This is a genomic window from Streptomyces sp. NPDC058662 (assembly GCF_042716255.1).
Lineage (GTDB): Bacteria > Actinomycetota > Actinomycetes > Streptomycetales > Streptomycetaceae > Streptomyces.
Genome location: NZ_JBHXRU010000025.1, coordinates 37,584 through 62,291 on the forward strand (window position 1 = coordinate 37,584; position 24,708 = coordinate 62,291).

The following is a 24,708-nucleotide window of genomic DNA, read 5'->3' on the forward strand; positions in this document are numbered from 1 at the left end:
CGCGCATGGAGAAAGTCGCGAGAACTTGCGCGTACCGGGTTCCGGACTCCAACAAAGCCCGCTAACTTCCCTGAAACGAACCGGACTTGGAACCGCAAGCCGGCTCCCGCGGCGTGACGGCGCACGCCCGTGGGCACACGCGGCAGCCCGACGAGGCTGCCGTCACCCCTTACTTCAGGAGAGCTCTGTGCGCATGAGACCGCCCAGACACAGACGCGTCCGTTTCCTCTTGACCGCCGTGGCATGCGCCGTCGGCCTCCTCCTCCCGGTGTCGCCGGTCACCGCGGCGCCCACACATCAGGGCGGCGAGGCGCATGCGCCGACCGCGCATGAGTTCCAACAGGTCACCCTCGCCAAGGGCGTGGCCGAGACGGGCGAGCCCATGACCCTGGCGGTGCTTCCGAACCGCTCGGTCCTGCACACGTCGCGCGACGGCACGCTCCGGCTGACGGATTCCGCCGGAACCACCACCGTGGCGGGCAAGCTCGACGTGTACAGCCACGACGAGGAGGGCCTGCAGGGCGTCGCGGCCGACCCGGGATTCTCGTCCAACCGTTACGTCTACCTCTACTACGCGCCCCGGCTCGCCACCCCGGGCGGAGATGCCCCGGCGGACGGCACGGCCGCCGACTTCGCCCCGTTCGACGGGGTCAACCGGCTGTCCCGGTTCGTCCTGAAGGCGGACGGCACCCTGGACATGGGCAGCGAGAAGAAGATCCTCGACGTGCCCGCCTCCCGCGGCACCTGCTGCCACGTCGGCGGCGACATCGACTTCGACGCGGCCGGCAACCTGTACCTGTCATCGGGCGACGACACCAACCCGTTCGCCTCGGACAGCTACACCCCGATCGACGAGCGTCCCTCCCGCAACCCCGCCTACGACGCACAGCGTTCCGCGGGCAACACCAACGACCTGCGCGGCAAGGTCCTGCGGATCAAGGTCAACGCCGACGGATCGTACTCGGTCCCGAGCGGCAACCTCTTCCCGCCCGGCACCGCGAAGACCCGCCCCGAGATCTACGCGATGGGCTTCCGCAACCCCTTCCGGATGAGCGTCGACAAGGCCACGGGCATCGTGTACCTCGGCGACTACGGCCCCGACGCCGGCAGCGCCAGTGCCTCGCGCGGCCCCGCCGGCCAGGTGGAGTTCAACCGGATCACTCAGCCCGGCAACTACGGCTGGCCGTACTGCACCGGCGACAACGACGCCTACGTCGACTACAACTTCGCCACCGGCACCTCGGGCTCCGCGTTCAACTGCGCCGCCCCCAGGAACACCTCGCCCAACAACACCGGCCTCACCGACCTGCCCCCCGCCCGGCCCGCCTGGATCCCCTACGACGGCGGTTCCGTACCGGAGTTCGGCAGCGGCTCCGAATCGCCGATGGGCGGCCCCGTCTACCGCTACGACGCCGCTTCCACCTCCGCGGTGAAATTCCCGCAGGAGTACGACGGCGACTACTTCGCCGGCGAGTTCGGCCGTCGGTGGATCAAACGTATCGAGTCCGACGGCGCCGGCACCGTACAGGCCATCGAGCCGGTCCCCTGGAGCGGCACCCAGGTGATGGACATGGCCTTCGGCCCGGACGGCGCCCTGTACGTCCTCGACTACGGCACCGGCTACTTCAACGGCGACCAGAACTCCGCCCTCTACCGCATCGAACACGTCACCGGCGGTCTCGCACCGACCGCGCAGGCCAGGGCGAGTACCACCTCCGGCAAGGCACCTCTGTCCGTCTCCTTCTCCTCGGCCGGCAGCACCGACCCCGACGGCGATGCCCTCGGCTACGCCTGGACCTTCGGTGACGGCGCCACCTCCACCGCCGCCAACCCCTCCCACACCTACACCTCCAACGGCCAGTACACGGCGACCCTGACGGTCACGGACACCACCGGCGACTCCGCGTCGGCCTCGGTGCAGATCACGGTCGGGAACACCGCCCCCACGGTGAAGCTGGAGCTGCCACTGAACGGCAGCATCCACGACTTCGGTGCCGCGATCCCCTTCAGGGTGACGGTCACCGACCCGGAGGACGGCGCCATCGACTGCTCGAAGGTGAAGGTCAACTTCGTTGTCGGGCATGACAGCCACGGCCATCCGCAGACCTCGGCCACCGGCTGCGCCGGCACGCTCCAGACCCTGGCGGACGGCGAGCACGACCCCAACGCGAACATCTTCGGCGTCATCGACGCCGAGTACACCGACAAGGGCGCGAACGGCCAGCCCGCGCTGACCACGCACGACCAGCGCGTCACCCAGCCGACCCACCGGCAGGCCGAGCACTACGGCGGCTCCGCCGGTGTCCAGGTCGTCACGCACGCGCCGGCGCACGGCGGCAAAACCGTCGGCTACATCGACAACGGGGACTGGATCTCCTTCACCCCGTACGCGCTCCACAACGTGGCGCGGTTCACCGCCCGGGTCTCCTCCGCGGGCGCGGGCGGCACCATCGAGGTACGGGCCGGGTCTCCGACCGGCACCCTGCTCGGCACGGCGACCGTGCCGGTCACGGGGGGTTGGGAGACCTTCCAGGACGTCACCACGACGCTGGGCAACCAGCCGGCCGACTCGACCACCCTCCATCTCGTCTTCAAGGGGGGCAGCGGTTCCCTGTTCGACGTCGACGAGTTCTCCTTCACCACCTCCGGCAGCGGGACACGCTCCGGTGAGGTCAAGGGGGTGGGCGGCAGGTGCCTGGACATCGACGGCGGCGGGGCGGTCGACGGGACACAGGCGCAGATCTGGACGTGCAACGGTACGGGCGCCCAGAAGTGGACGGTTCCCGGCGACGGCACGCTGCGGGCGCTCGGCAAGTGCCTGGACGTGTCGGGCGGGGGCAGCGCGAACGGTACGAGGATCCACCTGTGGACGTGCAACGGCACGGGGGCCCAGCAATGGGCGGCCCAGGCCGACGGCACGGTCCGCAACCCGCAGTCCGGCAAGTGCCTGGACGCCTCGGGAGGCACCTGGAACGACGGAACCCCGGTCCACCTGTGGACCTGCCACACCGGCCCCAACCAGAAGTGGACCCTGCCGTAGAAAGGAGGCGACCGTTCATGCGTACCTACCTGAAAGCATGTGTCGGCCTGTTCGCCGGCGCGGTGCTCGGCCTGGCACCCCAGGCCGCGGCCCTGCCCACCCCGGCGAGTCATGCCGTCGCCGTGGAAGCGCGCGCGGCGGCCGATCCGGCATACAAGATCCTCGTCTTCTCCAAGACGGCCGGCTTCCGGCACTCGTCGATCGACGACGGCGTCGCGGCCCTGCGCGGCTTGGGCGCGGCGAACAACTTCACCGTCGACGCCACCGAGGACGCCCAGTCCTTCACCACCGCCAACCTCGCCCAGTACCGGGCGATCGTCTTCCTGTCGACGACAGGGGATGTGCTGGACGCCGCCCAGCAGACCGCGTTCGAGCAGTACATCCAGGGCGGCGGCGGATACGTCGGCATCCACGCCGCCGCCGACACCGAGTACGACTGGCCCTTCTACGAAGGCCTGGCCGGGGCGCTCTTCCATTCCCACCCGGCCATCCAGTCCGCCACCGTCAAGGTGGAGGACCGGGCGCACGACGCCACCGCGCACCTGGGGAGCACCTGGCAGCGCACCGACGAGTGGTACAACTACCGCACCAACCCGCGCACCAGCGCCCGCGTGCTGGCCTCGCTCGACGAGTCCAGCTATACGGGCGGGAACATGTCCGGAGACCACCCGATCGCCTGGTGCAAGGACTACCGGGGCGGCCGGGCCTTCTACACCGGAGGCGGCCACACCGACGAGTCCTTCACCGAGGCCGCGTTCCGCCGGCACCTCCTCGGCGGAATCCGCTGGGCCGCGGGCCTGACCGAGGCGGACTGCCGGCCCGAGTCCGGTTACACGGCCCTCTTCGACGGCTCGTCCACCACCGGCTGGAAGCAGGCCGGACCGGGTGGATTCGCCCTTGAGGACGGCAGCCTGATCACCCGGGGCGGGCTGGGCATGCTCTGGTACTCCGCGAAGGAGTTCACCGGCGACTACTCCCTCAAGCTCGACTGGAAGGCCACCGCGGACGACAACTCCGGCGTCTTCGTCGGCTTCCCGGCCTCCGACGACCCGTGGTCGGCGGTGAACAACGGCTACGAGATCCAGATCGACGCCACCGACGCCGCCGACCGCACCACCGGGGCCGTCTACGGCTTCCGGTCCGCCGACATCGCCGCGCGCGACGCGGCGCTGAATCCGCCGGGGGAGTGGAACACGTACGAACTCCGGGTGACCGGGGAGCGGCTGGAGATCTTCCTGAACGGCAGCAAGATCAACGACTTCACCAACACCGACCCGGCCCGGAGCCTGCGCCAGGGACACATCGGCCTCCAGAACCACGGGGACGGCGACGAAGTGGCCTTCCGCAACGTCCGGATCAAGCAGGGCGGCGGTCAGCAACCCGGCCCCCGCACCGGTGAGGTGAAGGGGGTCAACGGCAAGTGCCTGGACGTCGACGGCTCCAACACCGCGGACGGTACGCGGGTACAGATCTGGACGTGCAACGGTACCGGCGCCCAGAAGTGGACGCTCTCCGACGACGGGACGGTCCGGGCGCTCGGCAAGTGCCTGGACGTCTCGGGCGGGAGCAGCGCCAACGGCACGAAGATCCAGCTGTGGGGCTGCAACGGCACGGGTGCCCAGAAGTGGGCGCCCCAGGCCGACGGCACGGTCCGCAACCCGCAGTCCGGCAAGTGCCTGGACGCCTCGGGAGGCACCTGGAACGACGGAACCCCGGTCCACCTGTGGACCTGCCACACCGGCCCCAACCAGAAGTGGACCCTGCCCTGACGGACCGGGTGCGATGAACCAGCCGCGGGCCGCAGCGAGGGGAGCGCTGCGGCCCCACGGCGCTCGACCCCGCCTGACGCGGGCGCGACCCGGGGGCGGAGTCGGAGCGGATCCGGCCGGCGAGCTCCCGCCCTCCAGCCTGGTGCTCACCGGCACGTTGACGGCCGGCCGGCATCGAGCAGGAATGGAGAAGCGTCCGTGCCCGGCCCGCGACTAGCGTTCAGGGCATGGCAATCATCGACAGCGTCACCCTCGAAGTGGCCGACCCCACGGCCGCCCACCGCTTCTACGCCGCCGCCTTCGGCCCCGCCGCGCGGGTACGCCTGCGGGCCGGCGAGGCGGCCACGGCCGGCTTCCGCGGGTACATCCTGGCACTCACGGTGTCGCAGCCCGCCGACGTCGACCTGCTCGTCTCCGCGGCCCTCGCCGCCGGCGCCACTTCTCTCAAGCCCGTCACGAAGTCGCTGTGGGGCTACGGCGGGGTGGTCCAGGCCCCCGACGGCGCGATCTGGAAGATCGCCACCTCGGCGAAGAAGAACACCGGCCCCGCCACCGGGACCGTCGACGAGGTCGTCCTCCTGCTGGGGGTCGAGGACATGGCCGCGAGCAAGCGCTTCTACGTGGCCCAGGGCCTCACGGTCGCGAAGAGCTTCGGCCGCATGTACGCCGAGTTCGACGCGGGGTCCGGCCCGGTCAAGCTCGCCCTGTACCGGCGCCGCGCCTTGGCGAAGGACGTCGGCGTCCCGCCCGAGGGCACGGGATCGCACCGCCTGCTCATCGGCGGCGGCGCCGGGGCGCTCACGGACCCGGACGGCTTCGTCTGGGAGGCCGCCGCCCCGGCGCTCGCTCCCTGACCCGCGCCCGGACCGCCCCGGCGGCGGGAAGGGGGCCGAACCACCGCCCCCGCCACCGTGGGTAGCCGAAATAATGCGAAGAGTCACACGCCGTGCGAGGCTGATGGTGAGGGATCCACTCCCGGATCCCCGACCCCCCGCATCAAGGAGTCACCGTCATGGGCGGTAGGCAGGACAAGCGCCAGGAGCCGGACAAGGGCCGCGAGGAGCAGCGGCCGCAGCGGCCCGGTCAGGACCCGGTCCACCCGGAGCCCCGCACTCCCTCCCGCCCGGGACAGCGTCCCGAGCCGATGGAGCGGCGCCGCGAGGAAGACCTGCTGCGCGGCGAGCGCCGGGACTTCTGACCTGACGCTGTACCCCACGAACGCAGAGCCCGGCCGGACCGTAGTCACCGGCCGGGCTCTGTCACGTCCCGCCGCCGGCCCGGAGCGAGTCGGCCCGGAGCGAGTCGGCCCGCGGCGCCGGCTCGCTCCGCGGGCTCGCGGTGCGGGCCGGGCCGGACGGGGTCAGCGGACGACGTCGAAGACGTTCTTCTGCAGGCCGTTGGAGTAGGCCTCGTGCTCGACCAGCCGCAACTTCTGCGCGTCCTTGTCCGTGTCGCTGAAGAGCCGCTTGCCCGCACCGAGCAGCAGCGGGAAGACGAGCAGGTGGTAGCGGTCGATCAGGCCGGCGTCCGAGAGGGCCCGGTTGAGGGAGGCGCTGCCGTGGACGATGATCGGTCCGCCCTCGGTTTCCTTCAGCGCGGCGATGTCGTCGAGGGAGCGCAGGATCCGCGTCTCGCCCCAGTTCCCCACGAGGTCGTCCTCGGTGAGCGTGGTGGAGGCGACGTACTTGGGCATCGCCTTGTAGGCGACGAAGTCCTCCATGTCCGGCCAGACCTGGCTGAACGCCTCGTAGCTGGTCCGGCCCAGCAGCATCGCGGCCGCCTCCTCCTGCTCCCGGCCCTTGATCTCGAACGCCTCGGGGACGAACTCGACGTCCTTGAAGGTCCATCCCGAGTTCCGGTAGCCGGGCTCGCCCCCGGGGGCCTCCATGACGCCGTCGAGCGAGATGAAGGCGGTACTGATCAGCGTGCGCATCTGGGGTTCCTCGGCATCTCGTGTCTGCTTCTCCATGGGCGCGGCCGCCGTCTGCGACGACCACCTGCGGGCCGCGGTGCACCCGTACATGATCTCTGACCGTCGATCCCCGCAAAACTCATCGGTCCGCTCCCCGCGGTCTCCGGTGGGCGGGGCGCGGTCAGGACCCGGCGGCGGCGTCGCTGTCGGGGTACAGGGGGAAGATCTGGTCGAGGCCGACGATGCGCAGGATCCGCAGGGTGTTCGCGGGGACGGCGGCGAGCGCGATGTCGGCTCGGGCGGCCTGGGCGTGGTTGCGGGCGGCGATCAGGGCGGTGATGCCGCTGGAGTCGCAGAATTCCAGCTCGACCAGGTCCATGACGAGACGCTGACCCGGCTGGAGCGTGAGCGTGGGGAGAAGTTCACGCAGCTCGGGGGCGGTGTTGTAGTCGAGGTCGCCGATGATCTTCAGGACGGGGCCGGTCGCCGCGTCTCGGGTGGTGATCTGCAGGGGGCTCATCGCGGGTTCTTCGTCGTAGGGGCGGCGGCGGGTACGCCGATGGCGAGCAGGGCGGTGTCGTCGTCCAGGCCGTCGCCGAAACCGTCGAGGAGGCCGGTCAGGGCCTCGATGACGGCGTGCGGGGGTGTGCGGGCGTGCTCGGCGGCGAAGGCGAGCAGGGCCTCGTCCCCGTACAGGCTGGTGCGCCCCTCGCCGGTGCGGGCCTCGGTGAGGCCGTCGGTGTAGAGCAGGAGGGTGTCGCCGGGGGAGAGGACGGTGGTGGCGGAGGTGAAGGGGGCCGCCGGCATGATGCCCACGAGCAGGCCGCCAGGGGTGTGCAGGTAGTCCGCCGTGCCGTCGCCGCGCAGGACGAGGGCGGGCGGATGGCCGCCCGAGGCGAGCCGGACGGTGACCTGTCCGGCCGCGGGGTCCGGGTCGAGGATGCCGAAGATCGCCGTGCAGTACCGGGGATCGCCCCCGCTGTAGCGCTCGTGGAGCACCTGGTTGAGGGTCGACAGGGCGGAGACGGGGTCGGGGTCGTGCAGGGCGGCCGCGCGCAGGGTGTAGCGGGTCAGAGAGGTGACCGCGGCTGCCTGGGGGCCCTTGCCGCACACATCGCCGAGGAAGAAGGCGAAGCGCCTGTCGTCGATGGGGAAGACGTCGTAGAAGTCGCCGCCGAGCCGGTCCGGGGAGGCCGTGCGGTAGTGCGCGGCCGTCTCGACGCCGGGTATCGACGGCAGTATGTCGGGCAGCAGGGACTGCTGGAGCACGGCGAGGGCGTCCTGGAGCCGGGCGCGGTCCCGCTCCGCCTCCTCGCGCGCTCCCTCGGCCGCCTTGCGCGCCCGCAACAGCTCCTCCTCGTAGGCGCGGCGGTCGCGGGCGTTGAAGACGGTGGTGCGGATGAGCAGCGGCTCGCCGGTGGCTCCCCGCTTGATGACGGAGGAGACCAGCACCGGGAGCCGGCCGCGGTCGGTCTGCTTGAGCTCCAGGGCGACGCCTCCGATCTCGCCCTGCATGCGCAGCAGCGGCGCGTAGTGCGTCTCGTGGTACAGCCTGCCGCCCACGGTCAGCAGGTCGGTGAACCGCATGCGGCCCACCGCCGCCTCGCGCGTGAGGCCGAGCCACTCCAGCAGGGTGTTGTTGATCTTCGCGATGGTGCCGTCCATCAGCGTCGACAGGTACCCGCACGGCGCGCTCTCGTAGAGTTCCTCGGCACTGTCCTCCAGCAGCCCCGCGAACACGGCGTTCGAGGTCGCCCCGCCGCCGGTGTCGTGCGGGTCGGGTTGTGACCCGGTCCGCGACATCACCGCAGTTCCGCGAGGAAGCCCGTGATCGCCTCGTTGGTCGCCTCCGGCGCGGACAGGTGCGGGCAGTGACCGGTCGCGTCCAGGGTGACGAGCGTCGAGCCGGGGACCGTCCGGTGGACGTAGGCGCCCACCTCGCGGGGGGCGATGGCGTCCTGGGTGCACTCCAGGACGAGGGTCGGCACGGTGACCTTCTTCAGGTCGTCCCGCGAGTCCGACAGGAACGTGGCCCGGGCGAAGACGCGCGCCATCTCCGGGTCGGTGGCGCAGAAGCTGTTGGTGAGCTCCTCGCCGAGCTCGGGCCGCTCCGCGTTCCCCATGATCACCGGCGCCATCGCCGCCGACCAGCCGAGATAGTTCGCCTCCAGCGACTCCAGCAGCTCGTCGATGTCCTGGGCGCTGAACCCGCCGCGGTAGCCCTCGTCGTCGATGTACCGCGGGGACGGGGCGACCATCACCAGGGCCCCGATGCGTTCCGGGGCTCTGTCGGCCGCGAGTACGCCGATCATCGCGCTGACCGAGTGCCCCACGAACACCGCGTCCCGCAGGTCCAGCGCCTCGCATACGTCGACGACGTCCTGGGCGTACCCGTCGAGCGAGGAGTAGCGGGCCGCCGAGAAGGCGGACAGGTCGGAGCGGCCGGAGCCCACGTAGTCGAACAGCACCACTCGGTAGTTCTCCACCAGGGCGGGCACCGTCAGACGCCACATGTTCTGATCACAGCCGAACCCGTGTGCGAGCACCACGACCGGACCCTGGGGGTTGCCGGTGACGGTGACGTTGTTCCTGCGATCGATATCCATACCCGCAGTCTCGCAGGCCCCGGCTTCGGCCCCGGCCCCGAATCGCCCCCTCCGCATCCCGCCCGCGATCTCCACGGGGTCGACGGCCGGTGCGCCGCACGGTGTGCGGGGCATTCGGTACGGCGTCACGATGGAGCGCATGGCAGACAGTCTCACCACACGAACCATCGAGATCACCACAGGATCCACGGAAACCGTTCACGACCTGACCGCCGCCTGCGCCGCCTTCCTGCGCGAGGCGTCCCGGGGGCGGGACGGGCTGCTCAACGTGTTCACCCCCCACGCGACGGCGGGGCTCGCCGTGATCGAGACGGGCGCGGGCAGCGACGACGACCTCCTCGACGCACTGCGCTCGCTGCTCCCGCCGGACGACCGCTGGAGGCACCGGCACGGTTCACCCGGGCATGGGCGGGACCACGTACTGCCCGCACTGGTGCCCCCGCACGCCACGCTGCCGGTCGTCGGGGGCGAGCTGGCGCTGGGGACCTGGCAGTCGGTGGTCCTGGTGGACACGAACCTGGACAATCCGCACCGCACGGTGCGGCTCACCTTCCTGGGCTGAGCCTGGCCCGGCGCGGGCGGCGGGAGCCCGGACAACGCCCGCGGGCGTGGCCGCGGTACGGGCGGGTAGGCGCGGCCCGTGGGACCAGTACGCCGACCGGGTCGACCGGCGGTCGAGGAGAGGCGGGCAGGCCATGGGAGAGCAAGGCGCGTCGAGTCACGGCGGGGCGAGCGGCGCCGGAGCCGGCGCCGGCCGGGACGACCGTCCGCGCCGTACGCGAGCCTCGGCCGCTGAGGGACCGCGGCCGCAACGGCCGGAGCCCGTGGCCGAGTTGCCCGACGAGGGCGCGCCGGTCGACGAGCACGGCCGGCCCCCCGGGGCCCCGTCGCGCACCGGCACCGGATCCGCCGCGCCGCCGGCCGACCCGGAACGGGTCGAGCGGGCCGCCCCCGCCGGTCCGGCCGCGAGCGCACGCCCGTCCCCCCGCGGGACGGCCGACGACCGCGAGGAAACCGGCCGCAACGGCTAGCCGTCCGCCCGTAGGCCGCCTGCGCGGACAGCGCACGTCTCGCGGCGGTCCGGTGCCGCCGGGGAGCTGCGCCGCCCCCGGCGGCACCGGTGTGCCGCGTACCGACCGGTGTGTGCCGCGTACTAGGCGGGGGCGACGGCGCCGGCGGGCGGCTCGGCCGTCTCCGGGCCGGGTGACGGCTCGCTGAGCTGCTCGCGCAGGTAGTTCCACACCACCGAGACCAGCGCCGCCAACGGTACCGCCAGCAGGCTGCCCACCACTCCCGCGAGACTGCCGCCCAGCGTCACCGCCAGCAGGATCACCGCGGCGTGGAGACCGAGCCCGCGGCTCTGGATCATCGGCTGGAACACGTTTCCTTCGAGCTGCTGCACCACGACGATGATCGCCAGCACGATCAGCGCGTCCGTCAGGCCGTTCGAGACCAGCGCGATGAGCACCGCGACCAGACCGGCGAACAGGGCTCCCACGATCGGCACGAACGCGGACACGAAGGTCAGCACCGCCAGCGGCAGCACCAGCGGGACGCCGACGATCCACAGGCCCAGACCGATGAAGACGGCGTCGAGCAGCCCGACGAACGCCTGGGAGCGCACGAACGAACCGAGCGTGTCCCAGCTGCGCGCGGCCACGACCGGGACGTGCGTGGAGAGCCGGCCGGGGAGCTGGCGGGTCAGCCACGGCAGGAACCGCGGCCCGTCCTTGAGGAAGAAGAACATCAGGAAGAGCGCCAGGATGGCGGTGACCAGGCCGTTGAACACCGAGCTGACGCCGGTGACCACCGTGGAGACCGCGCTGCCGACGCTGTTCTTGATGCGGTCGACGGCCGAGTCGAAGGCACCGGTGATCTGGTCGTCACCGATGTTCAGCGGTGGCCCCGCCGCCCATTCGCGCAGCCTCTGGATCCCCTCGACCACGCCGTCGGCCAGCTCCCCGGACTGCGAGGCCACGGGTACGGCGATCAACGCCACGATGCCCGCGGCGAGAACGAGGAACAGCACGGTCACCGCCGACGCGGCGACGGCGGGGCGCCACCCGCGCCGGCGCAGGAAAGCGGCCACGGGCCACGTCAGCGTGGTCAGGAACAGAGCCACTATCAGCGGCCACACGACGGACCACATCCGGCCCAGAAGCCACAGCGTCACCGCGGCCATCACGAGGACCAGTAGTGACTCGCCGGAGACCCGTGCGGATACCCGCAGCGCGGCTGCGGTCTTTCTAGAACTCAGCGTGTCAGACATGGGATCACCCTATGGGCACCCCGGGCACCTCCTCCGGGCCCCCGCCAGGTACGCCCCAGCGGCGTGCGGAACGTACGCGTCAACACGGTGACCCCGTTCTCATCCTCCGAGGCGGGGGGATCGCCGGGGCGGCCGCAGCGGGGGCCGAGTCCGCCCGCCGGCCCGAGGAATCGGGGGCCGGCGCGGGGAGATGGGGCGGCCCTAGCCAGGTCGCGGCGGGTCCGGGACCTCGGGGGCGCGCGGAGTGGATCACTTCTGGTGCCACGATGCCCGGCGGAAGCCGGGCAGCGCGGTGAAGCGGCCGCACAGCGATGAGAGGGAGAAACGTGACGCCTCATCAGGTGGTCGACGAAGCAGCTCAGCCCATCCCGGGGCAGTCCAGGCCGGCCCCGGACGCACGGGGCGCCGCCCACCGGCCGGCCGGGTCCGCGTCACAGCGCCCCGACGCGGAACTCCTGATCGCCGCGTCCGTCCTGCTGGCGGACGCGGCCGTCACCGCGAAGCAGACCGGCGCGGAACTGACGGACGCGCTGAGCAGCTGGAGGCTCGGCCTGGCCGCCCTGACCCGTCCCGCGTGGGCCATCGGTACGGCGGTGTCCTGCGCCAAGGCGCTGACCAGCCCCTCCGGACTCGGCTTCGCCCCCAACGGCGGTGTCCTCGGGGAGCTGGCCCGCATGGCGGGGAGTGTGACCTACCGCCGCCCGGCCGCCGTGGCCATGGCCGTGGACGCCTTCGCGCTGCGGATCGAGGCCGCGGTGGTGGAACACCCGAACCTCGACTCCGCACTGGCCAGGCGGCTCACCGACGCCATGGTGGACGGGAACCGGTGGGAGGCGCTGCGGGCACTGCACGCGCTGGTCGAGCGTCTCGGCCTGACCCGCGCCCTGACCACCATCAGCCCCGTGATGATGGAGCTGCTGGCTCTCCTGGGGCTGCTCGACGAGAACCCGGTCAACGACGGCTTCTCCTGGGTGACGCTCGCCGGCGGCGTGCCGACCACGGATCCCTTCCTCGGGCTGCCGAGTTCGGTGCTGCGGTACCTCAACCCCGGACCGGGACGCGCGGAGCGCGTCGAGCCCGACTCCATCCTCGCCGACGTCCTGGCCACGTCCCGCAACGACATCGTCAGCTACGCCAACGACATCGGTACGCTCGGCAACCACGGGCTGGTGCTGCTGCGGCGCATCGCCTGCACCGACGGGCGCGTCAAGTACGTCCTCCTGCTGCCCGGTACGAGCTTCGGGCTGCCGAGCAACAGCACCCCGCAGGACCTGGTCGGCGCGTTCGACGGAGCCCTGCGCTCCGACACCACCTACACGCGCGCGGTACGCCGGCTGCTGCGCCGGGCGGGGGTGCCGGCCGGGTCGGAGCTGATGTTCGTCGGCCACAGCCTGGGCGGCCTGACAGCGATGAACCTGGCGGCGGACGTGGAGCTGGCGTCCACCTACCGGATCACGCATGTGGTCACGCTCGGCTCGCCCATCGACAACAAGCGCCCGGCCGACCACACCACGCAGGTGGTCAGCCTGGTCAACAAGCACGACGTGATCCCCATGCTCGACGGGCGCGGGCCCGCCTCCCCCCAGGACATCCCGGCGGGCTGGGTCGAACTGTCGTGGCTGGACACGTCGTACGACTACCCGCTGTCCCATGCCCCGCAGGCGTACTCCGCCACCCTGCGCGGGGAGATGGCGGGCTACCGGGACCGGGTGAACGAACTGATCGCGGCCTACGACGGCGAAGTCGTCGGAAACCAGCCGTACATGCTCCGCGACAAGTGACCACGTGACCGTGTGACCACCTGGCCGTGTGACCACGTGCCCGTGTGCCCGTGTGCCCGTGTGCCCGTGTGCCCGTGTGCCCGCGTGACCCCGAGGGAGACCGACCGATGACCCGACCGACGACCCCTGCCGACGGCGCTGCCACGACCAGTGCGCGGCCCGAGACGGCCCATGCCGTGGAGAACCTCCTGTTCAGCGCCGCGCTGGTGGCCCGCCGCCTGCCCTGGGCGGACCTGCCCGCACGCGCGCTGGGTCTGGACGCGCTGACCCGTGAAGGACTGACGCGCCGGCTGATGACCCACCTGCGGGGCCGCCGGCACGGTGGCCCGGTCCGGCTCCGTACGTCCTTCGGCACCTTCCTGGTGCCGGTGAGCCGGGCCGATGCGCGGAGCCTGCTGGAGGGCGCCGACGCGGCGGGCGCGCTGGGAACCGCGTCCGGGCTCGCCACCGACGGGAGCCGGTACGGCCTGTCGCCGCACACGGCCCCGGCGGGGGCGTGGGACGTACTGACCGAGGACGAACTCGACGGACTGACCGCCCGGGTGACCGAGAACCTGCTGCCGGTGCTCGGTGCCCGGCGGGAGGACGGCATCCTGGACGGGGACCACTGGCGGGCCGGCATGCTGCGGCTCAGTCGCAGCATCGTGCTCGGGTCCGGAGCCACCGAGGACACCCTGCTGAGCGAGATGGTCACGGCGGCGGCCCACGCCGCGGGCAGCCGCGCGTACGCGGAGCGGGAGGCGGCCGTGCGACGGCGGCTGGCCCCGTACCTCGCCGATCCCGACCCGGGCTCCCTCGCCGGCCGGCTCGCGGCGCGGGCCCCGGACGCCTCCGAGGCGGACCTGGCACTCGCGCACGCGCTGGCCCTGGTGTCGACGGCCACCAGCGTGTCTGGGCTCCAGGCACTGGCCCTGCTCGCAGCCGGATGTGCCCCCGCACCAGCCCCCGCATCCGACCCCGGATCCGCCGCCGAGGCCGTCACCTCGGCGGAGGGCGCCATGGACCTCGCCCTGGCGCACTACCCTCCCCTGTCCGCCGTGGTGTACCCGGTGCGCGCGCCGTTCGGCACGGACAGGGCGGCCCTCGCCCCCGGCGAGGAGATCCTTTACGCGGCCGAACTCGTGGAACGGCCCGCCCCGGGCGAGCGCGCGGATCCGGCGCGGGCGCTCTGCGGCCGCCCGTCCGGATGCGCCGCCGCGCGCTTCGCGGCCCTCGTCGGCCGGGAGGTCGTCCGCGGGGCCACCACCGGCGTACGCCCCGTTCTCATCGCGCCGGCGTTCACCGCCGACCGGCTGCCGGACACCCTCTCTCCCCGGAGCGTGCTCGTAGCGCTCGCCGCGTCCGACGGCCCCGGCGGGACAGCGGCCGGGCACGCCGGGACGCGCGCCGCCCGCGGGGCGCGCGGGCAGGCCGGTGCGGACCGGCTGGACCGCCACGCGGAGCGCCTGTCCGCCTGCGCCGCCGACGCCGGCTGGAACGGGAGCGAGGCCGGCGAACGGTTCCGCATGTTCCTCCTCGCACATGCCGACCGGTGCGCGAACGCGGCCTCCGACGTCCGACGGGCCGCGCGGCGGCTCTCGGACTGACGTCCGCCGCGCGGGGGCCTCCCCGTCCCGCCCCTCGAACGGACGATCTCGTTCCCTACGTTCCGACCAGCCGTGATCAACAGCCTCCGCGGACGTTGAACGGGCTGTAACCCGTCCGGTCGACATGCCGTCGACGACCAGCGATGCACGAGTGAGAGGTCCGACCGTGAGGGACAGTGTGGCCGAGATGATCAAGGCGGCGGGGGCTGAACTCGGCTCCGCCAGGCGCCTCCTCGGGGAAGCCGGTGAGGTGGCGTGGGACCGCCTGCTGGACTGGCTCGTCGACGACTACTTCCGGGTCGTCTCCCTCGGCCTGGAGAACATCCCCGCGGAGGGCCCCGCCGTGATCGCGGTCAACCACTCCGGCGCCTGGGGCCTCGACGCGTTCGTCCTGGACAAGGTCCTGGGCAGGGCGCTGGACCGCCGGGTGCGCTTCCTCGCGGCGCCGTTCGTCTTCCGCACGCCCATCCTGGGCCGGCACGCGCGCCGCAACGGCGCGCTCCCGATCGGTCCGACGGCCGGGGTCGACCTGCTCAACGCGGGCAGGCTCGTGGGGGTGTACCCGGAGGGCATCGCCGGTCTGGAGAAGCCGTTCACCGAGCGGTACCGCCTGCGGTCCTTCAGCCCGGGCTTCGCGGTCGCCGCCATCCGCGCGGGCGCTCCCGTGGTGCCGGTCGGGATCGTCGGCGCGGAGGAGGCCTGTCCCAAGCTCGGCGAGGTGCCGACCCTCGCCCGGCTCCTCGGGGTGCCGTACTTCCCGGTCACGACGCCCTTCCCGCTGCCGTCCAACTGGACCATCACCGTCGGGGAGCCGATCCCGGCGCCGGCCCGGCCCGAGGGCCTCGCCGCCCGCCGCGACGCCGCCCGCCTGCTCGGCGAAGCCACGCGTACCGCCGTCCAGGAGCTCATCGACCGAGAATTGGCCGAGCGGGAGAACCTGTTCGACTGAGCCGCCGTACGCGCACGGGCCGACCGGGCGACACGGGCGGCCCGGCAGCGCCGCGGGTCCGCGTACGGCGGCCTCCGGTGGCGCGTCACGGCGTACGGAGGCGGGCGGCGACCGGGCCGAGCCGGGACGGTTGGCCGCCGCCGGATGCGGGCAGCCGCAGGCCGTGACCTCGAAACCCGCACCCGCCACGACCCCCGACGGGCACTACGTCGTCATCGACGGCCGCCGCTGGCGGGCCACCGACCCGGCCGTCCCCGAGGAGGCCGGCGCCAGGCTGCGCGTCCACCTGATGGCGGCCAGGCGGGCGATCGCGGCTGCCCACCGCGCCGACGACCCGCGGGCCGAACGCGCCGCCCGGGACCGGGTGCAGCTGGCGAAGGTGGCCCTCGGCGAGCGCGGCGTGCCGTGGTGGGAGCAGAGCACGCCGGAGCGGCGCACCCGCTGGACGGACGGCCTGGCCGCGCTCGACGCCTGAGGCTCCGAGGGTCGATCCAAGGGCACGCGCCAGCACATGGCACCGCGTGGTGCCACATGGCACCGCTTGGCGCCACTTGGTGTCACCGGGTGCCGCGTGGCGTCGGTGCCAGCCGTTGGTGCCATCCTGGCTCACGTCGCTCTACGCTCATTCGTGCAGGTCAGGGCGATGGGCAGAACTTCTTCGCCGTGGCTGACATCGAAAGGCTTGCCGTTGGCGCCATAGTGGTGTCATAGTGGCGCCATGGACCTGACCCCGTATGTCGACACCCTCCGCCGCGAACTCGCGGTGGCCGCCGCGGCCGGCGGGGAGGATGCCCGCGAACTGGCCGAGCGGCTCACCGCCCCGTTGGAGTCGGCGACCCGGCTGACCATGCTGCACGTGCTCTCCGCCGCGATGAACGAGATCACCCGCGAGCTGGCCCCCGGTTCGGTCGACGTCCGGCTGCGCGGGGTCGACCCCGACTTCGTGGTCACCCTGCCGCCCGTCGCCGGAGCCGCCGAGCCGGCCGCGGCCGCCGAACCGGGCCGGGCCCAGGCGCCCGCCGATGCCGACGAGGGCGGCACGGCCCGCGTCAACCTGCGCCTGCCGGCCCATCTGAAGGCACGCGCGGAGGAGGCCGCGACCCGCGAGGGCCTGTCGGTCAACGCGTGGATGGTCCGGGCCGTGTCGGCCGCCGCCGACGGCGGCGCCCGGCCGCGTCCCGCGGAGAGGACCCAGACCGTCGGACAGGGCTTCACGGGCTGGGTGCGCTAGGCCCTCGGAGCTCCTCGCACAGCGCACCCCTCCCGGGGTGCTCCACCCCCCACATCACGTCCCACCAGCGGGGACGTCTCCAAGACCCAAGAGGACGGGACAGCCATGCCTACGTTCGACACCCCCGAACCGATCTCGACCACCGCCCGGGTGGACGCCGGCTCCATCCGGTTCAGCGCCGCGGACCGGAGCGACACCGTCGTCGCGGTCGTGCCGCGCGATCCGAAGAAGGACCTGGACGTGCGGACGGCGGAACAGACCGAGGTCACGTACGCAGGCGGCGTCCTGACCGTCAGGACACCCAAGGCGAATCTGTTCGGCCGCACCGGCACCGTCGATGTGACGGTGGAACTGCCCACCGGCTCGCGTGTGGACATGACCGGTGCGTGGGCGCAGGTCCTCGGGGAGGGAAGGCTCGGGCAGGTCCGGGTGAAGACCTCCTCCGGCGACGTCCGCCTCGACACGACCGGCCCGCTACGACTGACCGCCTCCCACGGCTCGATCACGGTCGACCGGGTCGAGGGCGCGGCCGAGATCAGCACCAGCTCCGGCAGCCTGCGCGTCGGGTTCGTCGACGGCTCCGCGGTCCTGAAGAACTCGCACGGCACCACGACGGTCGGCGCCGCGACCGGCGACCTGCGGGTGAGCGGCGCCAACGGCGACATCGACATCGCACGCGCCGAGGCCTCGGTCACCGCCACCACGGCCCACGGCACCCTGCGGGTCGCCGAAGTCGCCCGTGGAACGGTTCAGCTGGAGACCTCCTACGGTGCGATCGAGATCGGCATCCGCGAGGGCACCGCCGCCTGGCTCGACGTCAACTCCGACCACGGGCAGGTACGCAACACGCTCAGCGCCTCCACGGCCCCGGAGGAGACCGACGACACGGTCGAGGTCCGCGCCCGGACCCGGCACGGCAACATCGACGTGCGACGCGCCCGGCTCTGACCGGCTGCCCCGCGCACGCGCCCACCATCCCGTCACCTCCGCGCCCACCCCCCGTCACCTCACCCTTCGAACGGAGGGCTCCATGCCTTCTTCTGTCATGCCCATGCCTAGTGCGCAGTCGTCCGCCGCAATCGCGGCGAGCGGGTTGCGCAAGTCCTACGGGGACAAGACCGTCCTGGACGGCATCGATCTGCACATCCCGGCGGGGTCGGTGTTCGCCCTGCTCGGACCGAACGGCGCCGGCAAGACCACGGTCGTCAAGATCCTGTCCACGCTCGTCACCCCGGATGACGGACAGGTCCGCATCGCCGGCCACGACCTCGCCGCGGACCCCCAGGCCGTACGCGCCGCGATCGGCGTGACCGGACAGTTCTCAGCCGTCGACGGATTGATCACGGGCGAGGAGAACATGTGGCTGATGGCGGACCTCCACCACCTGCCCCGCACCGAAGGGCGCCGGGCAGCCGCTGAACTCCTGGACCGCTTCGACCTCGCCGACGCCGCCCGCAAACCCGCCTCCACCTACTCCGGAGGCATGAAACGACGCCTGGACATCGCGATGACCCTCATGGGCAGCCCGCGGATCATCTTCCTCGACGAGCCCACCACCGGACTGGACCCCCGCTCCCGCCACACCATGTGGCAGATCATCCGCGAACTCGTCACCACCGGCGTCACCGTCTTCCTCACCACCCAGTACCTGGAGGAAGCCGACCAACTCGCCGACCGCATCGCCGTCCTCCACCACGGCGCCATCGCCGCCCACGGCACCCCGGAACAACTCAAGCGCATGATCCCGGGCGGACACGTCCGACTGCGCTTCACCGACCCCGCCGCCTACCGCCACGCCACCCACACCCTGCACGACACCACCCGCAACGACGACGCACTGACCCTGCACATCCCCAGCGACGGCACCCCCCACCACCTGCGCACCCTCCTCGACCACCTCCACACCACCGGTATCGAGGCCGACGAGATCACCCTCCACACCCCCGACCTCGACGACGTCTTCCTCGCCCTCACCCACCCCGCCAACCAGCCCGACCAGCAGAAGGAAGACGTCCGATGAGCTCCCTGTCCCTCGCCGTCCGCGACTCGACCACCATGCTGCGCCGCAACCTCCTGCACGCCCGCCGCTACCCCTCCCTCACCCTGAACCTCCTCCTCACCCCGATCATGCTGCTCCTGCTCTTCGTCTACATCTTCGGGGGCGCGATGAGCGCGGGCATCGGCGGCGGCGGCCGCTCCGCCTACATCGCCTATCTCGTACCGGGCCTCCTGCTCATGACCATCGGCAGCACCACCATCGGCACCGCCGTATCCGTCTCCACCGACATGAACGAGGGCATCATCGCCCGCTTCCGCACCATGGCCATCCACCGCGGCTCGGTCCTCATCGGACACGTCATCGGCAGCGTGATCCAATCCGTCGCCAGCGTCATCCTGGTGGGCGCCGTCGCGCTGGCCATCGGATTCCGCTCCACCGACGCCACACCGCTCGAATGGCTGGCGGCCCTCGCCCTGCTCACCCTGTTCGCCCTGGCCCTCACCTGGATCGCTGTCGCCATGGGCATGGTCAGCCCCAACGCCGAAGCGGCCAGCAACAACGCGATGCCGTTGATCGTCCTGCCGCTGATCTCCAGCGCGTTCGTCCCCATCGAGGCGATGCCCGGCTGGTTCCAGCCGATCGCCCAGTACCAGCCCTTCACCCCCGCCATCGAGACCCTCCGCGGCCTCCTCCTCGGCAGCGAGATCGGACACAACGGCTGGCTCGCCATCGCCTGGTGCCTGGCACTGACCGCACTCGGCTACCTCTGGTCAGCCTCGACGTTCAACCGCGACCCGAGGTAGCCCGGACGGCCGCGCGGCCCTCCCCGTCCCCGGGCGGCGTACTCCGACACCCAGTCCGCGTTCGCCGCCCCCCACCTGCGCCGCCGCCCGTGTTACCGTGGTGCACGCCCCGATCTCCCCCCCCGCCCCTGGGCGGCCGGCCGGCCCGGCGCCCCCGCCCGCCCGGGGGGGGCCAAACCCCCCCCCGTTGGGGATCCCCCCCGCCCCGCTCGTGCGCCGCCTCCCGTACGCCGCACCCGGCCGTCCTCGCCGGCGGCGGCCGGCCGGGCCACCGCTCACCGCTCACTGCTCCTCAGGCGGCTTGCCCTCCGCCGCGGACACCTCGACGAACTCGACCTGGCCCTTGGCGTTCAGCCGCAGGATCGGCACGGCCTTGTTGCGCGGGTTGCCGTTGTTCTGGAAGGAGATGAAGCCGCTGGCCCCGGCCACCTGCTGGGTGCCGTCCATCTGGTGGAACATCCGGGCCACCGCGTCACCCACCACCTGCCCCTGCCAGCGGGCGGACATCTGGATGCCGTGGGCGGCGGCCAGGACCGCGTCGTGGCCCATCAGCGCCCCGCCGTCCTCCCGGGGGTCGTGCGGGAACCACTGGTCCAGCAGTCCGCCCGGCTGGAAGTTCTTCGCCGAGGGCGCCGACACCGCCTGCGGGGCCGCGCGGTACATATCGGGGTGGGAGAGACCGGTGTACAGCACCTGGATGCCCGTCTCGGCGGCGTGGGCGAGCTGCGCGGGGCTCAGGTTGGTCGTGTCGTCGCCGGCGAACAGGGTGAACTGCTGGTCGGTGCAGCTGCGGTTGGACAGTGCGTCGAGGAAGTGGGTCAGATGCAGGCCGCGACCCGCGAAATAGACGAGCTGGGGCCGCTGCTGACACAACTGGCCCGGCATGTAACGCAGTTCGTTCTGCCAGGCGCTGCTGACGGAGGAGTCGTAGGTCATGCGCTCGGCGACGAGCCGGTGCTTGTCCCCCTCCGGGAAGGCCTTGGTGAAGGCGGTTCCGAGCGTGGAGGCGTAGAGGTTGCCCTCCGCCACGTCCTGGATGACGACGGCCGTGGCGACGCCGTGCCGTTTGAGGTAGGCGGCGCCCGCGTACGCCTCGTCCTCGTTGGTGGGGGCGACCCGGACGAAACCGTTGATGCCCTGGATGTTGGTGGCCGTCATGGTGGCGCCGACCATGGCGAGGCCGTGTGCGGAGAGGCGCTCTATGGCCGCGAGGTTCTCCTTCGTGCTGGGGCCGAGACCGGCCACCGCCACGAGCCGGTCCGGGGAGTCCTTGCGGGCGATCAGCGCGTCCACGGTGTGCTTCCACTGCGCGGACCTGCTGCCCGCGTTGGCGATCAGCAGGCGGATCTTCGGGGTCGCGGCGAGGTCGCCGCGGTTGTGCCGGTACTGGGCGAGGTAGGCGCCCTGGAGCTCGCGGCGGACGCCCTCGGCGGAGTTGCTGTCCTCGGCGGTGGTGGTGAAGGAGGTGAGGTAGGCGACGCTGACGTACGGCTCCTTGGCGCCGTCGGCCAGCACCCTGCGGTTCTCCTCCTCGATTTTCGCGCTGACGGCGTCGAGGTGCGGGGCGAACACGTACGATCCGTCGGTCACTCCGACGCACTCGTCGGCCGGGCCCTGTTCGACGACCCCGTCGGCGCAGCGGGCCTGGCGCTCCTGGAGCCAGCCGACCCCCAGCCACAGGGCCGCCACCAGGGTGACGGCGGCCGCGGTGGCGAGCGCGACGCGGCGTACGACATGCAGCGGCCATTCGAGTCTGGGCACGCGCTCAGCCCTCCCAGCCGGCGGTCTGGGGATCGCGCCAGTGGCGGTACCGCTCCGCCTCGTTGAACAGGGCCACGATGTCGTTCCTCCTCAATTGGGACAGCTGCGTGTATCCGTCGGCGAGCAGGTCGCCCAGCCGCATGGCGGGGTCGGCGAGCGGATCGCTCCACACCCAGCGCGTGGTCACCAGGGTGTGGATCACGGACTCGGTGTCCACCACGCCCCCGGGCCGGCGCGGGGCGAGCCCGGCGAGGAGTTCCAGCGGCCCGCTGCCGGAGGGCAGGCGGTTGGGCGCGGCGGTGATCGCGTCGAACTCGGAGATCCACTGCGCGGCCGGAACCGCGGTGAAGCGGCGCGTCAGATGGGCGGTGACCTCCTCGGTGTGCCCGAGGGCGAGCTGGTGGTACATCTCCTGCACCGGTCTGCCCTCGCCGCGGTAGTACTCGGCGAGCAGTTCGTGCACGGCGTCCCACGCGCCGGGACGCGCGGCCAGCCGCCACAGGAGCAGCCTGCGCAGCCACGGGTGCAGTACGGGGACGACCGTGACGGGTCCCGTCAGCAGCCAGCGGGAGCGGATCTCGCCGAACAGGGAGTCGTCCGGGCTCAGCAGCCGCGTGGCCACGGAGAAGTCCCGGGCGGCGGCGCACTCGGCGAGCGCCGCGCGCCGGGTCGCGTCGAAATCGCGCAGGAGGTGGCCGAGGGCCGTGTCGGCGAGGGTGGCGGAGTCCTCGCCGGTGCGCAGCGGCCGGTCGGGCAGGGTCCGCAGCCAGCGGTCCTGCTCGGGGCCCGAGGCCGGCGGGGGCCCGGACTGGCGCAGTACGTCGAGTACTTGGTGGACGGCGCGCGGCAGTCCGCCGGTGAGCCGGTGCACGAAGGGCGTGAGACGGGTCAGCGGGGCCAGGTCGCCGTGCCCGCCGAGCTGGAGCTCGATGCGGATCCGCACCTCGTCCAGGTTGAGGTCGCGCAGGCGTAACGGGTACCACCAGCTGTCCTCGCTGTCGCGGGTCGGCCGGTGGGCGTTCCAGTCGGCCAGCGATGCCCGGTCCGGGCCGCGCAGCCGCCAGGGCCACGAGTCCCCGGTGGCCGGACCCCAGCGGGGCAGCCAGCGGTTGGAGCTGGCGACGACGGTCAGCGGGTCGCTGGCGTGGCCGGCCACGACCGTCTCGTCGTGCCGGGAGCGCAGCAGCAGGTCGAGGAAGCGGCGGCCGTAGTCGGTGTGGGAGTTGTCGAGGAGCAGGAGGTAGGAGCGCGGCATGAAGTTGCGGGCGGTATTGCGGCGGAGGTCCTCCAGGAACGCCGAGAAGAGGACGAGGTCGAGCCGCTCCTGTTCGTTCTCGCCACCCTCGTGGCGCCAGAGGTTCAGCTCGACGAGGGCCTCCATGGGGTCCGAGCTGCGGATCGCGGGGTGGCGTCCGTACCACTGGGCCCCGGCGGTGAGCCGGCTGCCCCGTCTGCCGCCGAGCAGGGCGGGCATGGTGCGGCGTCCGCGCCGCAGGGCGTCCTGGAAGAGGGCGAGCGCCGCGGTGGACGCCCCTTCGGGCATGCCGACCGCGCCCATGCCGACTTCGAAGAAGGCGGCGAGGTAGTCGCCGTGCCGGGCCTCGTTCTCCTCCTGGAACTGGTCGAGCCGGCGCTGCACGGCGCGCCGGCCGTCGGTGAGGCTGCGCATGCGCAGCTCCTGGTCGGAGGCGAGCAGGCCGAGGCTGAGCAGCGGGAAGTGGGAGCGGCCGTAGCGGGGGAGTTTGCGTTCGAGCTGGCGGGCCAGGAGCCCGAGGGCGTAGCGGGGCAGCAGGGACTGGGCGCCGCCGAAGTTGACGAAGGCGAACGGGTAGTCCGGCCCGAAGTGCTCCATGAGGGCGCTGTGCGCCTCACTGGCGCCGCTGCCGGCCGGGCCGAGCAGCATGGTCAGGGGCCGCTCCGCCGCCGGGTCCTCCTTCAGGCACGCGTCGACCAGCGACAGGATGCCGCTGCGGCCCCGCAGGCCCATGCCCGTACCCGGTTCCCTCACGTGTGATCCCCCCCAGGACGACGCTTCCGAGGAGTAGAGCCTGCCATCCGCAGCCGGAGCCGGACAGGGGTTTCCGCTGGTTGCTCGGTTTCGGTCCGATCCGCGCTTCGTTTCGGTCCGGTCCGCCCGTCACCCGGAGGGGGCCGCCAGTGGGGCGGGGACGCGTTCGAGGACGCCGCCCGCGAAGACGTCGTACAGGGGGAGCGTCTCCAGGTGCACGTAGCCGATGTGGCAGTCGCAGACGGCCAGGGGGCAGCCGCGCGGGGACAGGGCGGCCCGGTAGGAGCCGTCGTAGAGGTTGCCCAGTTCGGCGGGGACGAAATGGCAGCGGCGGACCGTGCCCGCCCCGTCCACCGAGATGACCGACTCCCCGGTGCGGCACGGCAGTCCGGCCGAGCGGTGGGGATGGCGGCTGTACGGGAAGAGCGGGTCCAGGGCGGTCCACTCCGCCGCCTCGGCATCGGTGTAGGTGCGGCCCTCGGCGGCGTTGACCCAGAGGTAGACGTGGTCCGGCAGGTCGGCGCGCAGCCGGCGGGCGTGGGGCAGGTTCTCCGGCAGGCCGACGATGCCGACGCTGTGGCGGATGCCCCGGTCCGCCAGCTCCCCGACCTTCGCCAGGAAGCGCGCGTAGGGCGTCTGGCCGGGGTGGTATGTGCACCACAGGGCCACCGTGGCCGGGTCGGCCTCGGCGAGCCAGTCGGTGCGGCAGCTGAGGTTGGTCTGGATGACGACCCGTTCCACGTGCGGCCGGTGCGAGAGGTCCACCAGGGCGCGGCGGTACCAGGAGCGCACCAGGCCCTCGCCCCAGGGAGTGAAGAGGATCGAGAGCCGGTCGCCCCGCTGCGCCGCCGCCCAGGCGCTGAACCGGTCGAGGGCCGCACGGTCGGCGCGCAGCTGCGCGGTCGTGTCGCGGCGCTTGGCGAAGGGGCAGTACGGGCAGTCGTAGTCGCAGGAGGCGAGCGGGCCGCGGTACAGGATCGTCAGGTCCACAAGG

The 24,708-nt window shown here is 72.4% G+C and carries 22 protein-coding genes; 14 read left to right on the forward strand and 8 right to left on the reverse strand.

Features of this window, described 5'->3' with window-relative positions; genetic code table 11:
* Nucleotides 1-193: 193 nt before the first annotated feature.
* From ACFWUQ_RS12205 to ACFWUQ_RS12220, 4 genes are all read left to right on the forward strand, one after another.
* Nucleotides 194-3,040, forward strand: a complete 2,847-nt coding sequence (locus ACFWUQ_RS12205) for a lectin (protein ID WP_384536471.1) — start codon at nt 194-196, stop codon at nt 3,038-3,040.
* Nucleotides 3,041-3,057: 17 nt separating this feature from the next.
* The gene (locus ACFWUQ_RS12210; RefSeq protein WP_384536473.1) at nt 3,058-4,809 is read left to right on the forward strand and encodes a ThuA domain-containing protein; all 1,752 of its coding nucleotides are present in this window, start codon (nt 3,058-3,060) and stop codon (nt 4,807-4,809) included.
* A gap of 227 nt (nt 4,810-5,036) precedes the next feature.
* Entirely contained in the window at nt 5,037-5,663 is a 627-nt protein-coding gene (locus tag ACFWUQ_RS12215; RefSeq protein ID WP_384536476.1) for a glyoxalase, read from the forward strand.
* 158 nt (nt 5,664-5,821) lie between these two features.
* A complete protein-coding gene (locus tag ACFWUQ_RS12220) occupies nt 5,822-6,007 on the forward strand; it encodes a hypothetical protein (RefSeq protein WP_384536479.1) in 186 nt (61 codons plus the stop codon).
* A gap of 162 nt (nt 6,008-6,169) precedes the next feature.
* On the opposite strand, the gene ACFWUQ_RS12225 is transcribed toward ACFWUQ_RS12220, so the two are convergent.
* From ACFWUQ_RS12225 to ACFWUQ_RS12240, 4 genes are all read right to left on the reverse strand, one after another.
* Nucleotides 6,170-6,742, reverse strand: a complete 573-nt coding sequence (locus ACFWUQ_RS12225; protein WP_384536482.1) for a dihydrofolate reductase family protein — start codon at nt 6,740-6,742, stop codon at nt 6,170-6,172.
* 160 nt (nt 6,743-6,902) lie between these two features.
* Nucleotides 6,903-7,241, reverse strand: coding sequence for an STAS domain-containing protein (locus ACFWUQ_RS12230; RefSeq protein ID WP_384536485.1), 339 nt, complete (start codon nt 7,239-7,241; stop codon nt 6,903-6,905).
* Complete coding sequence (locus tag ACFWUQ_RS12235) at nt 7,238-8,524, reverse strand: PP2C family protein-serine/threonine phosphatase (protein ID WP_384536488.1); 1,287 nt, start codon at nt 8,522-8,524, stop codon at nt 7,238-7,240. Before ACFWUQ_RS12235 ends, ACFWUQ_RS12230 begins: the two co-directional genes overlap by 4 nt.
* Nucleotides 8,524-9,327 (reverse strand): alpha/beta fold hydrolase, encoded by an 804-nt coding sequence (locus tag ACFWUQ_RS12240; RefSeq protein ID WP_384536491.1) that lies wholly within the window; start codon nt 9,325-9,327, stop codon nt 8,524-8,526. The genes ACFWUQ_RS12235 and ACFWUQ_RS12240 overlap by 1 nt, the downstream gene beginning before the upstream one ends.
* Nucleotides 9,328-9,466: 139 nt before the next feature.
* Between ACFWUQ_RS12240 and ACFWUQ_RS12245 the strand changes: the two genes are divergently transcribed.
* Together ACFWUQ_RS12245 and ACFWUQ_RS12250 are read left to right on the forward strand one after the other, a co-directional pair.
* Nucleotides 9,467-9,889 (forward strand): YjbQ family protein, encoded by a 423-nt coding sequence (locus ACFWUQ_RS12245; protein WP_384536494.1) that lies wholly within the window; start codon nt 9,467-9,469, stop codon nt 9,887-9,889.
* A gap of 262 nt (nt 9,890-10,151) precedes the next feature.
* Complete coding sequence (locus tag ACFWUQ_RS12250; RefSeq protein WP_384536497.1) at nt 10,152-10,358, forward strand: hypothetical protein; 207 nt, start codon at nt 10,152-10,154, stop codon at nt 10,356-10,358.
* 122 nt (nt 10,359-10,480) lie between these two features.
* Here the strand turns inward: ACFWUQ_RS12250 and ACFWUQ_RS12255 are convergent, their stop codons facing one another.
* Nucleotides 10,481-11,596 carry an AI-2E family transporter gene (locus ACFWUQ_RS12255; protein ID WP_384536500.1) on the reverse strand — a complete coding sequence of 372 codons (1,116 nt, stop codon included), beginning with the start codon at nt 11,594-11,596 and terminating at the stop codon, nt 10,481-10,483.
* 326 nt (nt 11,597-11,922) lie between these two features.
* Here ACFWUQ_RS12255 and ACFWUQ_RS12260 point away from each other — a divergent pair, with 326 nt between their 5' ends.
* The 8 genes from ACFWUQ_RS12260 to ACFWUQ_RS12295 all read left to right on the forward strand — a co-directional run bounded on the left by ACFWUQ_RS12260 (nt 11,923) and on the right by ACFWUQ_RS12295 (nt 19,945).
* The gene (locus ACFWUQ_RS12260; RefSeq protein WP_384536502.1) at nt 11,923-13,377 is read left to right on the forward strand and encodes a hypothetical protein; all 1,455 of its coding nucleotides are present in this window, start codon (nt 11,923-11,925) and stop codon (nt 13,375-13,377) included.
* Nucleotides 13,378-13,484: 107 nt separating this feature from the next.
* Nucleotides 13,485-14,963, forward strand: coding sequence for a hypothetical protein (locus ACFWUQ_RS12265; RefSeq protein ID WP_384536505.1), 1,479 nt, complete (start codon nt 13,485-13,487; stop codon nt 14,961-14,963).
* A 166-nt stretch (nt 14,964-15,129) separates the two neighbouring features.
* Nucleotides 15,130-15,912, forward strand: coding sequence for a lysophospholipid acyltransferase family protein (locus tag ACFWUQ_RS12270; RefSeq protein WP_384536508.1), 783 nt, complete (start codon nt 15,130-15,132; stop codon nt 15,910-15,912).
* 163 nt (nt 15,913-16,075) lie between these two features.
* Nucleotides 16,076-16,387: a hypothetical protein gene (locus ACFWUQ_RS12275; protein WP_384536511.1), complete on the forward strand. Its 312-nt coding sequence runs from the start codon at nt 16,076-16,078 to the stop codon at nt 16,385-16,387.
* 243 nt (nt 16,388-16,630) lie between these two features.
* Nucleotides 16,631-17,143, forward strand: coding sequence for a toxin-antitoxin system HicB family antitoxin (locus ACFWUQ_RS12280; RefSeq protein WP_384536514.1), 513 nt, complete (start codon nt 16,631-16,633; stop codon nt 17,141-17,143).
* 105 nt (nt 17,144-17,248) lie between these two features.
* Nucleotides 17,249-18,091, forward strand: coding sequence for a DUF4097 domain-containing protein (locus tag ACFWUQ_RS12285; RefSeq protein ID WP_384536516.1), 843 nt, complete (start codon nt 17,249-17,251; stop codon nt 18,089-18,091).
* 82 nt (nt 18,092-18,173) lie between these two features.
* Nucleotides 18,174-19,163 (forward strand): ATP-binding cassette domain-containing protein, encoded by a 990-nt coding sequence (locus ACFWUQ_RS12290; protein ID WP_384536519.1) that lies wholly within the window; start codon nt 18,174-18,176, stop codon nt 19,161-19,163.
* Nucleotides 19,160-19,945 carry an ABC transporter permease gene (locus ACFWUQ_RS12295; protein WP_384536522.1) on the forward strand — a complete coding sequence of 262 codons (786 nt, stop codon included), beginning with the start codon at nt 19,160-19,162 and terminating at the stop codon, nt 19,943-19,945. The genes ACFWUQ_RS12290 and ACFWUQ_RS12295 overlap by 4 nt, the downstream gene beginning before the upstream one ends.
* Nucleotides 19,946-20,227: 282 nt before the next feature.
* Here the strand turns inward: ACFWUQ_RS12295 and ACFWUQ_RS12300 are convergent, their stop codons facing one another.
* From ACFWUQ_RS12300 to ACFWUQ_RS12310, 3 genes are all read right to left on the reverse strand, one after another.
* On the reverse strand, nt 20,228-21,706 hold the full coding sequence (locus ACFWUQ_RS12300) for a branched-chain amino acid ABC transporter substrate-binding protein (protein WP_384536525.1): 1,479 nt from the start codon (nt 21,704-21,706) through the stop codon (nt 20,228-20,230).
* Nucleotides 21,707-21,710: 4 nt separating this feature from the next.
* Entirely contained in the window at nt 21,711-23,714 is a 2,004-nt protein-coding gene (locus tag ACFWUQ_RS12305) for a hypothetical protein (protein ID WP_384536527.1), read from the reverse strand.
* 129 nt (nt 23,715-23,843) lie between these two features.
* Nucleotides 23,844-24,704 carry an STM4011 family radical SAM protein gene (locus ACFWUQ_RS12310; RefSeq protein ID WP_384536530.1) on the reverse strand — a complete coding sequence of 287 codons (861 nt, stop codon included), beginning with the start codon at nt 24,702-24,704 and terminating at the stop codon, nt 23,844-23,846.
* Nucleotides 24,705-24,708: the final 4 nt, after the last annotated feature.

Coding starts and splice junctions, on each gene's coding strand:
- ACFWUQ_RS12205 (WP_384536471.1), top strand. CDS start 194: ATGAGACCGCCCAGACACAGACGCGTCCGTTTCCTCTTGACCGCCGTG.
- ACFWUQ_RS12210 (WP_384536473.1), top strand. CDS start 3,058: ATGCGTACCTACCTGAAAGCATGTGTCGGCCTGTTCGCCGGCGCGGTG.
- ACFWUQ_RS12215 (WP_384536476.1), top strand. CDS start 5,037: ATGGCAATCATCGACAGCGTCACCCTCGAAGTGGCCGACCCCACGGCC.
- ACFWUQ_RS12220 (WP_384536479.1), top strand. CDS start 5,822: ATGGGCGGTAGGCAGGACAAGCGCCAGGAGCCGGACAAGGGCCGCGAG.
- ACFWUQ_RS12225 (WP_384536482.1), bottom strand. CDS start 6,742: ATGCGCACGCTGATCAGTACCGCCTTCATCTCGCTCGACGGCGTCATG.
- ACFWUQ_RS12230 (WP_384536485.1), bottom strand. CDS start 7,241: ATGAGCCCCCTGCAGATCACCACCCGAGACGCGGCGACCGGCCCCGTC.
- ACFWUQ_RS12235 (WP_384536488.1), bottom strand. CDS start 8,524: ATGTCGCGGACCGGGTCACAACCCGACCCGCACGACACCGGCGGCGGG.
- ACFWUQ_RS12240 (WP_384536491.1), bottom strand. CDS start 9,327: ATGGATATCGATCGCAGGAACAACGTCACCGTCACCGGCAACCCCCAG.
- ACFWUQ_RS12245 (WP_384536494.1), top strand. CDS start 9,467: ATGGCAGACAGTCTCACCACACGAACCATCGAGATCACCACAGGATCC.
- ACFWUQ_RS12255 (WP_384536500.1), bottom strand. CDS start 11,596: ATGTCTGACACGCTGAGTTCTAGAAAGACCGCAGCCGCGCTGCGGGTA.
- ACFWUQ_RS12265 (WP_384536505.1), top strand. CDS start 13,485: ATGACCCGACCGACGACCCCTGCCGACGGCGCTGCCACGACCAGTGCG.
- ACFWUQ_RS12280 (WP_384536514.1), top strand. CDS start 16,631: ATGGACCTGACCCCGTATGTCGACACCCTCCGCCGCGAACTCGCGGTG.
- ACFWUQ_RS12285 (WP_384536516.1), top strand. CDS start 17,249: ATGCCTACGTTCGACACCCCCGAACCGATCTCGACCACCGCCCGGGTG.
- ACFWUQ_RS12290 (WP_384536519.1), top strand. CDS start 18,174: ATGCCTTCTTCTGTCATGCCCATGCCTAGTGCGCAGTCGTCCGCCGCA.
- ACFWUQ_RS12295 (WP_384536522.1), top strand. CDS start 19,160: ATGAGCTCCCTGTCCCTCGCCGTCCGCGACTCGACCACCATGCTGCGC.